Source organism: Streptomyces sp. NPDC045021, assembly GCF_056432645.1.
In genome coordinates, this window is record NZ_JBWKIQ010000002.1 from 331303 (window position 1) to 342411 (window position 11109).

General features: G+C 70.1%; 12 protein-coding genes. 5 read left to right on the forward strand and 7 right to left on the reverse strand.

The genetic code is table 11. The features are described from left to right. The first annotated feature begins 53 nt into the window (after positions 1 to 53). The 3 genes from AC07DC_RS08545 to AC07DC_RS08555 all read left to right on the forward strand — a co-directional run bounded on the left by AC07DC_RS08545 (position 54) and on the right by AC07DC_RS08555 (position 3357). A complete protein-coding gene (locus tag AC07DC_RS08545; RefSeq protein WP_478913178.1) occupies positions 54 to 698 on the forward strand; it encodes an HAD family hydrolase in 645 nt (214 codons plus the stop codon). Between the two features lie 321 nt (positions 699 to 1019). Next, positions 1020 to 2519 carry a globin domain-containing protein gene (locus AC07DC_RS08550; protein WP_478913179.1) on the forward strand — a complete coding sequence of 500 codons (1500 nt, stop codon included), beginning with the start codon at positions 1020 to 1022 and terminating at the stop codon, positions 2517 to 2519. After that, positions 2512 to 3357 carry a pyridoxamine 5'-phosphate oxidase family protein gene (locus tag AC07DC_RS08555; protein ID WP_478913181.1) on the forward strand — a complete coding sequence of 282 codons (846 nt, stop codon included), beginning with the start codon at positions 2512 to 2514 and terminating at the stop codon, positions 3355 to 3357. Before AC07DC_RS08550 ends, AC07DC_RS08555 begins: the two co-directional genes overlap by 8 nt. Positions 3358 to 3424: 67 nt before the next feature. Here AC07DC_RS08555 and AC07DC_RS08560 read toward each other — a convergent pair whose 3' ends face one another. From AC07DC_RS08560 to AC07DC_RS08575, 4 genes are all read right to left on the reverse strand, one after another. Then, positions 3425 to 3937 carry an NUDIX domain-containing protein gene (locus AC07DC_RS08560; RefSeq protein WP_478913182.1) on the reverse strand — a complete coding sequence of 171 codons (513 nt, stop codon included), beginning with the start codon at positions 3935 to 3937 and terminating at the stop codon, positions 3425 to 3427. 209 nt (positions 3938 to 4146) lie between these two features. After that, a complete protein-coding gene (locus tag AC07DC_RS08565) occupies positions 4147 to 5046 on the reverse strand; it encodes a LysR family transcriptional regulator (RefSeq protein ID WP_478914072.1) in 900 nt (299 codons plus the stop codon). 211 nt (positions 5047 to 5257) lie between these two features. After that, on the reverse strand, positions 5258 to 6403 hold the full coding sequence (locus AC07DC_RS08570; RefSeq protein WP_478913184.1) for a cystathionine gamma-lyase: 1146 nt from the start codon (positions 6401 to 6403) through the stop codon (positions 5258 to 5260). A gap of 238 nt (positions 6404 to 6641) precedes the next feature. Then, the gene (locus AC07DC_RS08575) at positions 6642 to 7019 is read right to left on the reverse strand and encodes a phage holin family protein (RefSeq protein WP_478913185.1); all 378 of its coding nucleotides are present in this window, start codon (positions 7017 to 7019) and stop codon (positions 6642 to 6644) included. 58 nt (positions 7020 to 7077) lie between these two features. Between AC07DC_RS08575 and AC07DC_RS08580 the strand changes: the two genes are divergently transcribed. Both AC07DC_RS08580 and AC07DC_RS08585 read left to right on the forward strand, forming a co-directional pair. Then, the gene (locus tag AC07DC_RS08580) at positions 7078 to 7395 is read left to right on the forward strand and encodes a cupin domain-containing protein (protein ID WP_478913187.1); all 318 of its coding nucleotides are present in this window, start codon (positions 7078 to 7080) and stop codon (positions 7393 to 7395) included. A 155-nt stretch (positions 7396 to 7550) separates the two neighbouring features. Continuing rightward, a complete protein-coding gene (locus AC07DC_RS08585; RefSeq protein WP_478913189.1) occupies positions 7551 to 7772 on the forward strand; it encodes a DUF5326 family protein in 222 nt (73 codons plus the stop codon). Positions 7773 to 7897: 125 nt separating this feature from the next. Here the strand turns inward: AC07DC_RS08585 and AC07DC_RS08590 are convergent, their stop codons facing one another. The 3 genes from AC07DC_RS08590 to AC07DC_RS08600 all read right to left on the reverse strand — a co-directional run bounded on the left by AC07DC_RS08590 (position 7898) and on the right by AC07DC_RS08600 (position 11073). After that, positions 7898 to 9385, reverse strand: coding sequence for a flotillin family protein (locus AC07DC_RS08590; RefSeq protein ID WP_478913191.1), 1488 nt, complete (start codon positions 9383 to 9385; stop codon positions 7898 to 7900). Between the two features lie 114 nt (positions 9386 to 9499). Continuing rightward, the gene (locus AC07DC_RS08595) at positions 9500 to 9700 is read right to left on the reverse strand and encodes a hypothetical protein (RefSeq protein ID WP_478914074.1); all 201 of its coding nucleotides are present in this window, start codon (positions 9698 to 9700) and stop codon (positions 9500 to 9502) included. A gap of 59 nt (positions 9701 to 9759) precedes the next feature. Further along, positions 9760 to 11073, reverse strand: coding sequence for a YibE/F family protein (locus AC07DC_RS08600; protein WP_478913193.1), 1314 nt, complete (start codon positions 11071 to 11073; stop codon positions 9760 to 9762). Positions 11074 to 11109 lie beyond the last annotated feature (36 nt).

The following is an 11109-nucleotide window of genomic DNA, read 5'->3' on the forward strand; positions in this document are numbered from 1 at the left end:
GGAGTATCTCCGCGTAGGCGGGATCCGGTACGAAGCATGAGGGAGAGACTCGCGTGGCGCGGCTGCACATTTTCGACATGGACGGCACCTTGATGCATGGCTCCTCGGCGAGCCTGGAGCTTGCCCGGGAGCTGGACATGGTCGAGGAGATCCAGGAGCTGGAGGCCGCGCTGATCCGGGGCACGCTGGACCCGCCGGGGTTCGCGGAGCGGGTGTACGCCCTGTGGGCGACGCTGACGGAGGAGCGGCTGAAGGCGGCCTTCGAGGGCGCGCCGTGGCTGGACGGCATACGCGAGGTCTGGACGGAGATCACGGATCGCGGCGACCACTGCGCGGTGATCTCGCTGTCGCCGGACTTCTTCGTGGGGCGGCTGCGCGAGTGGGGCGTGCACGAGGCGCGCTCCTCGGTCTTCCCGCCGGTGCCGTTCGCGCCCGAGGCGGTGCTCGATCTGGCGGGGATCCTGGTGCCGGAGTCCAAGGTCGGGATCGCCGATGAACTCTGCGCCCAGTACGGCGTGACGCGGGAGGAGTGCGTTGCCTACGGGGACTCGCTCTCGGACGCGGCGCTGTTCGGGGTGGTGCCGACTTCGGTGGCGGTGAATGGTGACCACTATGTGCGGGATCTGGCTACTCATGCGTATACGGGACGCGACTTGCGTGAGGCCTTCGCCTTGGTGAATCAATTCGATCGCAAATGACCAAACGGGGCCAGAACTGATACCCGGCTGACGTTGTCCAAACCGAATGCCGTGACTTTGTGGGAAGGGTCACGGGATTCGGTCAACGTGCTCCGCTGAATCGGCCAACTGGGGTTGTCGAACGGTGCGTTCCGGGTAGGGTCGACTGCGTTCGAGCGCCTCGGGCCGCCGTAAGCCGACGGATCCTAACCTGATTGCATCCCCGTTTCCTGTGCTTCCGGCTATTTGTCCGATGCGCCGCCCCTGCGTGGCACGCTCTCACCCCAACACGCGTGACACACGTCGGGAAATCGACCGGGGAAGTTCGAGGCGAAGCTCACCATGGACGCTCTGACCACCAACTCGGCCGAGACGGATCCAAACCGCGGCTGGTTCACTCCGCCCGAACGGGAAGCCGACTCGCATCAGCGCACAGCGGACGGCGGTGAATCCGAAATACCCAGCAGAGCTCCGGCCGCCGTAAGACCCGTCGGCAGGGCGGCCGCCCGCAAGCAGCGGGCGCAGCAGCAGGCAGATCAGCAGGCGGATCAGCCGATGGGCCTGCACGCGCCCCCGCCGGACGCCGCACCGATACGCGCTCCGGCGCCGGCTCCCGCAGCGCGATCCGCCCCGGAACCCGCCCCGGCCCCCATACCGGAACCCGCGCCCGCAGAGGCGCCCATCCCCGCCCCTGAGGCCGCATTCGCATCCGCGGCCTCGCCGGACGCACTTCTGATCCGGCGGACCATGGCGGAGATCGGTCCGGTCGCCGACCGGACCACCGGCTACTTCTACGCCCTGCTCTTCATCCGGCACCCGGAACTGCGCGAGCTCTTCCCGGCGGCCATGGACGCCCAGCGGGACCGGATCCTGAAGGCCCTGCTCACCGCGGCCGACCACATCGACAACACCGAATACCTCGTCGAGTACCTGACCAACCTCGGCCGCGGCCACCGCAAGTACGGGACGCGGCCGGAGCACTATCCCGCCGTCGGTGAGGCCCTGATCGGGGCGCTCTCCCGGTACGCCGCGGCGGTCTGGGACCCGCTGACCGAGGCCGCGTGGGTACGCGCCTACACGGTGATCTCGCAGGTGATGATCGACGCGGCCGCCGCCGACGAGCGGCACGCGCCGCCGTGGTGGCAGGCCGAGATCGTCTCGCACGAGCCCCGCACCCAGGACATAGCCGTGGTGACCGTGCGGCCCGACCAGCCGTACCCGTTCCTGGCCGGCCAGTACACGTCGCTCGAAACCCCCTGGTGGCCGCGGGTGTGGCGGCACTACTCCTTCGCCTCGGCGCCCCGCTCGGACGGGCTCCTCTCCTTCCACGTCAAGGCGGTCCCGGCCGGCTGGGTCAGCAACGCGCTGGTGCATCGCGCGCGGCCGGGCGACGTCATCCGGCTCGGCCCGCCGTCCGGCTCCATGGTGGTCGACCACACCACGAGCAGCGGACTGCTGTGCGTCGGGGGCGGTACCGGTATCGCGCCGATCAAGGCGCTGGTCGAGGACGTCGTCGAGCACGGCCGCAAGCGCTCGGTCGAGGTCTTCTACGGTGCGCGCCACGACCACGACCTGTACGACCTCGACACGATGCTGCGCATGCAGGAGGAGCACTCCTGGCTCTCCGTGCGACCGGTGGTCGCCGACACCCCGAGCGGCAGCCTGTCGGGCCCGCTGCCGGACATCGTGCGGCAGTACGGCCCGTGGGAGGCGTACGACGCCTACCTCTCGGGTCCGCCCGGGATGATCCGCAGCAGTATGGACGCGCTGGTCGGCGGCGGTATGCCCTCGCACCGGATACGGCACGACGCACTGGAGGAACTTGTGGCGGCCGGTGACTAGCCGGGCGGAGCGGCCGGGCAGCGACGGCGAGCACCTGATCCAGACGGAACTGGGCACGGGCCAGCGCGCGGACCGCTTCTACGACGACCAGGTGCGGGACCGGCTCAATCCGAGGATGCGGGAGTTCGTCGCCCAACAGGAGATGTTCTTCCTGTCCACGGCGGATCGGCGCGGGGAGTGCGACAGCACGTTCCGGGCCGGGCCGCCCGGCTTCCTGCGGGTCCTGGACGACCGGACGCTCGTGTATCCGGAGTACCGGGGCAACGGAGTCATGGCCTCGCTCGGCAACATCCGCGAGAACCCGCATGTCGGGATCCTGCTGATCGACTTCGCCCGGGACCGGGTCGGGCTGCACATCAACGGCCGTGCGCAGCTGATCCCGGACGGGCGGATGCGCGCCGAGCACCCGGACCTGCCGGAGGATCCGGTGCCCGGACGGCGTCCGCAGATGTGGGTCGAGGTGGAGGTCGAGGAGGCCTACATCCACTGCTCGAAGCACATTCCGCGGTTGGTCAGGGCGCCGTTGCAGAAAGGTTCCGGCACCGGTGGCGGGCGGGCGTGGGGCACGGACGACGTACGCCGCAAGGGCGGCGACCACTTCGGGGTGGCCGCGGAAGGTCTGCCGGTACAACCGGCGCCGGTGCGGGTCTCCGTGCCGGAGGCGCCAGCGCCTGAGCCCGTGACGGTGCCTGAACCCGTGACGGTGCCTGCGCCCGTGCGTGTGCCTGAGCCCGTGCCTGTGGGGCGGGTGGTGTCCACGTCACCCGGACCGACGGAGCAGCGGCGCGCCCGGCGCGGGTGGCGCTTCCGCGGCTGGTTCGTCCGGCAGGCGGGCTGACCGGCCGGATCCGCGGGGTCCGCCGGGTTCGCCGGATCCGCCGGTCGGCCGGTCGCTCGTTCGTGGGTCAGCCCAGGTCGGGACCGACCAGTCCCAGTACGCCTTCGATGTTCGCGTCGAGGTAGTGCCGCAGCGTCAGCGGCACCACCTCGACGGAGGCCAGCCCGACCCGGGTGAACGGCACCCGGACGACGTCGTACGTCCCGCACGGGTCGTCCACCTCCGGCCCGTGCCGGAGTGCCGGATCCATCGAGGCGAGCCGGCACACGAAGAAGTACTGCACCTTCACGCCGTGCGCGCCGTTCTCCGCGATGTGCTCGACGCTGTCGACGAAAGCCGGAACGACGTCGGTGATCTTGGCTCCCAGCTCCTCGTCCACTTCGCGGTGCAGGGCGTCGACGACCGAGGGGTCGTCGTCCTCCACGCCGCCGCCCGGAGTGATCCAGTACGGGGCGAGGCCGGGCTTGGTGCGCTTGATGAGGACCATGCAGTCGCCGTCGAACAGGATCGCGCGGGCGGTGCGCTTGACCACCGGGCGGGTGGCCGGGGCTTCGGCCGGAGTTTCGTTCTCCTGGGGCATGGTTGAGATCTGCCGCGACACAAGGATCGACAAACGCACCAGGGGCTGTGAATCGGAGCATTCGATTCCCGTTGGCACGTCACCGGCGCTCGCCGGGCCGCTCCGAACACGTTCCGAAGCTGCCCGTGGCTGCCCGTGGCCGCCTGTGGAAGACCGGAACGGCGTCGAAGCTGCCTGACAACGCCTTGACGCGGCCGGCGACCCGGCGGCTACCAGGCCTGGGCGGCGGTCAGCAGCCGTTCGTGCGCCCGTAGGAGGTGGGGCAGGGCGAGCGTGCCCATCCGGGTGGCCAGGAAGTAGGTCCGCAGCGGTGGCACGGGGGGCTCCAGGAGCAGCGTGATCTCCCCGGTGGCGAGCGCGGCGGCGCACAGGTAGCGGGGCAGGACGGCCAGGCCGGCCCCGTCGCGTACACAGTCCAGGACTGCGCGCAGATCGGGGACGACGACCGCGGGGTCCCGGGTGGGTCTGGCGTCGAAGACGGCCGACCAGTACTGGGACAGCAGCCGGCATTCCTCGTCGCAGGTGACGACGGGCAGGTCGTCGAGCATCTGCGGGCCGTGGTCGCGCACTCCGTGCGGGCCGCCGGCCCGCTCCAGCCAGGCGGGCGAGGCGACCAGGGCGTACTCCTCGTCCCACAGGGGTACTGCCGCGATCAGCCGGTCGCGGGGCTGCACGCTGACGACGGCCAGGTCGTGGTGGCCGGCGGCGAGCCCGGCCAGTGCCTCGTCGTCGCCGCTGAGCGAGACCCGCAGATGCATCCCGTCGGCGACCAGCGGTGCCAGGGCGGGCAGGATGCGCAGCGCGGTGAACTCGGCCGGGCCCGCGAGATGCAGGCTGTGGGTGCCGGGGCCGTCGTCGTCGGGTGCCGCCGCGGTGATCTCCAGCAGCGCGTCGAGGTGCGGGGCGACCTTGTGCGCGAGCTCATCGCCGACGGTGGTGGGGGCGACGCCGCGCGGCAGGCGCAGGAAGAGCGGGCGGCCGACCTGCCGTTCCAGGGTGCGTATCTGGCCGGTGACGGCGGGCTGGGACAGGCCCAGGAGCTGCGCGGCCCGGGTGAACGAGCCGGCCCGGTGCACGGTGACGAAGGTACGCAGGAGGGCCAGGTCCACCATGGTCTCCTCACAGAAAGTCTCTGACGCATCGTCAAGTATAAATATATCGATAGGTCCTACCAGGTACTGTGATTGGACACTGACGCAGAGTCAACTAGCCTTGTTCGAGCGCGTCTTCGCGTGTAGCGCCAGGGCGGTTCGAGCCACGAGGGGGGAGGCTCGAACCGCCCATTCTGCGTAGGGCTCCCTGCATATATGCGTAGGAGCTCTACTTTGCGGCGTCCAGGGCGCGGGTGACATCGGCGACGATGTCGGCCGCGTCCTCCACGCCCACCGAGAAGCGGATGAACCCGGGCGGGACGGCGTCGCCGCCCCAGCGGGCCCGGCGTTCGGCCGTGCACTGGACGCTTCCGAAGCTCGTTGCCTCGGCGGTGAGCCGGAGGGCGGAGAGGAAGCGCTCGGCGTGCTCCTGGTCGGGCAGCGCGAAGGAGACGACGCTGCCGAAGCGGCGCATCTGGGCGGCGGCGAGCGCGTGCGCCGGGTCGGTCGACCGGCCGGGGTGGCGCAGTCCGGTCACTTCCGGGCGGTCGGCGAGAGCCGCGGCCAACGCCAGGGCGTTGGCGGCCTGGCGGTCCACGCGCAGCGAGAGGGTGGCCAGGGAGCGGTGCGCGAGCCAGGCCTCCATCGGGCCGGGGATCGCGCCGACGGTCTTGCGCCACAGCCGGGTCTGTTCGGCGAGTTCGGGGTCCCGGGTGGTCACGTAGCCGAGCAGCAGGTCGCCGTGGCCGGTCAGGGCCTTGGTGCCGCTGGCGACCGAGAAGTCGGCACCGAGGTCGAGAGGGCGCTGGCCGAGCGGGGTGGCCAGGCTGTTGTCGACGGCGACCAGGGCATCGGCCGCGTGCGCGGCGTCGGCGAGCCGGCGGATGTCGCAGACGTCCAGGCCGGGGTTGGACGGGGTCTCCAGCCACAGCAGGCGCGCGCCGTCCAGCAGTTTCAGCTGCGCGTCGCCCTTGGTGGGAGCGAGGCGCACGGTGACTCCGTACGACTCCAGCCGTTGCTGGAGGGCTCGGGTCGTCTGGTAGCAGTCGGAGGGCAGGACGACGGTGTCGCCCGCGCTCACCTGCGACAGGAGCACGGCGGAGACCGCGGCCATCCCGGAGGAGAAGACGGTCGTCCTGGCGGTCGGGTCCGCGGGGGACTCCAGCTCGGAGATCGCCTGTTCCAGCAGGGTCCAGGTCGGGTTCTGGTCCCGGCCGTAGGTGTACGGGCCGGTCGCGTCTCCGGGCAGGTGGAAGTGCGAGACGAAGACGGGGCCGGGCAGGGACGGCTCGTACGGCTGGGCGGGCGGGCGGCCGGCGTGGACGCTGCGCGTGCTCTCGCCGCCGGCGGTGTCGCCGCTGTCGTGCTCGGCCATCGATGCCTCCTGGGGGTGCGCCTGCTGCGCGTGTGCGCGCGGGTTCCAGTCAACCCGATCCGGGTCGGTGCCCGGGCCCTCCGGGGTGGGGTCCGAAATCGACTATTTACGATCCCCCAACCTTCGGCCGGGGGTGCCCAGCGGCTCACAAATAGCTCGGCGGCATTTCGGACCCCCACCCCTGCGGGCCGGGTCACCTCCGGTCCTCGTAACGGCATCGGGCCGGCCGTCCCGGCGCTCAGTCCTCGTCCGGCAGGAGCATGTTCAGTGCCCAGGAGACGATGCTGATGATCAGGCCGCCGACCAGCGCCGCCCAGAAGCCCTCGACGTGGAAGTCGAGGCTGAGCTTTCCTGCCAGCCAGGAGGTCAGCAGCAGCATCAGGGCGTTCACGACCAGCGTGATCAGGCCCAGGGTGAGGATGAACAGGGGGAAGGACAGCAGCTTCACGACTGGTTTGACCAGCCAGTTCACCAGTCCGAAGACCACGGCGACGAGGATGACGGTGAGCACCTTGTGCCAGGTGTCGTCGCCCGTGAGAGTGATGTTCTTGACCAGCCAGATGGCCACACCGAGGGCCCCGGCGTTGGCGAGTGTCTTGACGACGAAATTCTTCATGGTGTGATCGTGGCAGAACTGATCGCCCGGGCAAGAGATGCGACGAGGGAGAGCTGCGATGAAGGTGTTCCGGCTGGACGATCTGGAGGCGGAGCGGGCTGCCAACAACGGCGCATATCTCAGCTTTCTGCGCGAACGGAACATGTCGGCAGGTCTGTACGCGCTCCAGGCCGGGGAGCTCGATCCGCAGGCCCCGCACGGTCAGGACGAGATCTATCTGGTGGTGAGCGGCCGGGCGGCGATCACCGTGGGGGAGGAGACGACAACGGTGGCGCGGGGCAGCGTCGTCTACCTGCCGGCCGGGGTGCCGCACCGCTTCCACCACGTGACGGAGGACCTGCGGGTCATGGTCGTCTTCTCTCCGCCCGAGGCCTGAGCGGTACCGGGGCCCCCGGCGACTGAGGGTCGGACCCTGGGGTTCCGTAGGGGAACGGTCAGGGAAGGATCGGGTCTCCGACCCCTCCGCCGACCCCCTCCGCGGCTCTAGAGTCGAAGCACGGGGACAACGAACGAATCTGGAGGGAAACAGTCATGGAAGAGCTGGTCAAGGGTCTGCCCTGGTGGATCAAGTGGGTCGCGATCCCGGTGATCGCTCTCGTCGTCTTCGGTGGGCTGATCATGAGCCTGGTCGGATTCGTCATCGGTCTGCTGTTCAAGGTGCTGGTCTTCGCGGCACTGGTCGGTGGGTTGATCTTCGTGGTGAAGAAGTTCACCTCGGGGTCCTCGTCCTCCTCCTCACATCGTGACTGGTAATTCCTCGGGGGGCCGGAACCCGTACATCGCGCCCGCCGGCGGCACGCTGCCGCACCGGGCGCCCGGGCGGGGGCGGCGCGGCGCGATGACGCGCCCCGCCCCCGCCCTCACGCCTTCCTTGCGGATCAGGCCTGGTCGTCGTCCTGCAGCGGTACCCGGTGGCTGCGGGGCGTCGATCCGTTCGGCGAGTCCGGTACCGGGCTGACGCCGTTCTCCGTTCCCATCGACGCGAGCAGCTGGCGGGCGAGTCCCAGCCCGGTGCCGCCCATGGTGAGGGCCTTGGCGAACATGTCGGACATGCCGTCGGCGCCGTTGAGCAGCACCATGTGATCCACATTGCCGAACGCCGAGGCGCCCGCTCTCACGATCTCCGGCCAGTTCTCGGCCAGTTGCTGAGCGACCACGGCCTCCTGGTTGGTGGCCAGCGCCTCCGCGCGCGCCTGGATCGACGCGGCCTCGGCCAGACCCTTGGCCTTCGCCGCCTCGGCCTCCGCCAGCCCGCGGGCCTGCGTCGACGCGGCCTCGGCCTCACCGGTCGCCCGGGTCGCCGCCGCCTGCGCCAGACCGCTGACCTTCGTCATCTCGGCCTGCGCGGCCGCCGCTATCTTGACCCGGTTGGCTTCGGCGATGGCCGCCAGCTCGGTCTCCTTCGCCTTGGCCTGCGCCGCGGAGATGCGCACATCGCGTTCGGCCTCGGCCAGCGTCCGCTTCTCGTACGCCTTCGCGTCCGCCGGCTTTCTGACGTCGACCTGGAGCTGCTGCTCGCGCCGCTGCGCCTCCAGCTCCGCGACGCGGGTCTCCTGGACCACGACCTCCTGCCTGGCCGCGGCCTCGGACAGCGGGCCTGCCTGCCGTGATGTCGCGGCCGCCTTGTCCCGTTCGGCCTGGTAGCCGGCCTGCAGGATCTCGCTGTCCCGGGTCGCCTCGGACATCCGGGCGGCGGCCTTCTGCTCCGCCTCGGTGGCCAGCCGGTCCGCCTCGGCCTGTGCGATCCGCGCGTCCCGGTGGACGGCCGCCGCGTGCGGCGCCGCCAGGTTCTTGATGTACCCGGTCGGGTCCTCGATCTCATGGATCTGCAGCGAGTCGATGATCAGGCCGAGCTTCTCCATCTCGGAGCCGGAAGCGGCCCGGGTCTGCCCGGTGAGCTTCTCGCGGTCACGGATCATGTCCTCGACCGTCAACCCGCCGACGATCGACCGCAGATGACCCGCGAAGACGTTGTGCACCCGGTCGCCCATGAACTTCTGCTGGTCCAGGAAACGGCGTGCGGCGTTGGCTATCGACACGAAGTCGTCGCCGACCTTGAAGATGACGACTCCGCGCACCTTCAGCGGGATGCCCTGCTGCGTCACACAGTCCACCAGCAACTCGGTCTCGTTGAGATCGAGCGAGAGCTTGCGCACGGCCTGGACACCGGGGATCACGAACGTCCCGCGCCCGGTGACGATACGGAAGCCCAGACCTTCCTCGATGCCCTCGGTCCGGTGTCGGGAACCGGAGATGACAAGCGCCTCATTCGGCTCCGCGACCCTCCACATGAGCTTGAACAGCCCGATCACGATGATGATTGCGGCGAGAACGACTCCCGCCACGACGCCGATGATCATCGGCATACGCCCCCTCACAACGGCCCCGATGCGGGGCCTGGTGATCGCGAGTGTGCTCTCGCGCAACGCCGTGGTGAACACCCTGACGGAACCTTGGCGCAGTCTTGATACGAAGCCCGCTCAGCCGAAGGCCGCGGCCACGTAGACCGTCCGCGGAGCCTGGTATTCCACGACCACGATCGGCGTTCCCGGCTCTATTCGTTCGCCCGGTGTGACCGGATACGCCAGGAACGCCTCGGCGCCGCCGCGCACTTGGACGATCACCTCGCCGACCAGCCCGGGGCCGATCCGCCCCGTCACCCTGCCCTGCAGCCCGATCATCCCGGCCATCGTCCCCCCGTTCGCCTCCACCGGCCGCTCCCCGCCCCCGCGAGCGCGGCCTACTTCCCCTTGCGCCGGTGACCCCCGCCGCCACTCCTCGCGGGGGAAGTGTCCCTCGCCTCCGTCACGTCCGTCTTCGTATTGTGCCGGTCGGCACTGACAACGAGCGCTGCCAGGAGCGTGGTCAGGGGAACCGACGCGACGAGGCCGATGCTGCCGACCAGCGTCCGTACGATCTCCTCCGCCACCAGTTCGCTGCCGGCGACCCGCAGCACCCCGCTGCGCGCCACCGAGAACAGCAGCAGGAGCGGCAGTGCCGCACCCGCGTACGCCATCACCAGGGTGTTCACCACGGACGCGATGTGGTCCCGGCCGATCCGCATGCCGGCGCCGTAGAGCTTGCGCCAACTCGCGCCGGGGTCGGCGTCCTTCAGTTCCCACACCGCCGCGGTCTGGGTGACCGTCACATCGTCCAGGACGCCCAGCGAGCCGATGATGATGCCGGCCAGCAGCAGGCCCTTGATCTCGATACCCGGATAGAGGGAGTGGATCAGCCCGGTCTCGTCCGAGGTGTTGCCCGTCAGGTGCGCCCAGGAGATGAAGACCGAGCCGAGGATCCCGATCAGGAACAGGGAGCAGAGCGTGCCGATCACCGCCACCGACGTACGGGCGTTGAGGCCGTGGCACATGTAGAGCGCGATCAGCATGATCGCGCTGCCGCCGATCACCGCCACCAGCAGCGGATTGTGGCCGTGCAGGATCGCCGGGAGGATGAACAGCGTCAGGATCGCGAAGCTGATGACCAGCGCGATCAGCGCCATCAGGCCGCGCAGCCTGCCGACGGCGATCACCGCGAGGGCGAAGATCCCGGCCAGCAGCGCCAGCGGGAAGCCACGGTCGACGTCGGTCACCGCGTACTGCAGCTCCTTCGGGGCGTCGGGTGCGTACGCCACCACCACGCCCTGGCCCACCGTGTAGCGGCGGGTCTGGTCGGGATGCACGATCTCGGTGAACGTCCGGCCCTTGTCCTTGCCCGAGGTGACCTCGATGGTCGCCTTCTCGCAGCCTTCCGGCGGGGCGGCGGTGGCGCCGGGCGCCGGCGTCGCCGGTGACTGTGTGTTCGCCTCGGCGCAGGAGATGTCGTCGATCCGGGTGACCCGGGCCTGCTGCGTCTGCTGGTCGAACCCGACCCCGGTGTGCGCGTGCTGCGGTACCCCACCGGGCCACAGCACGATCAGCCCGGCGAGCACCGCGGCGGCGAACGGGACCAGCACCACCGCGATGACCTTGCGGAGGTGCTTCGAGACCGGCGGGACCGGACCGTGACTGTGGGTGTGCGCATGCGCGTGCGGCGACGTCGGAGGGGTGTCCACGGACCGATCATCGCAAGACCCCCTGGTGTGCGTTCG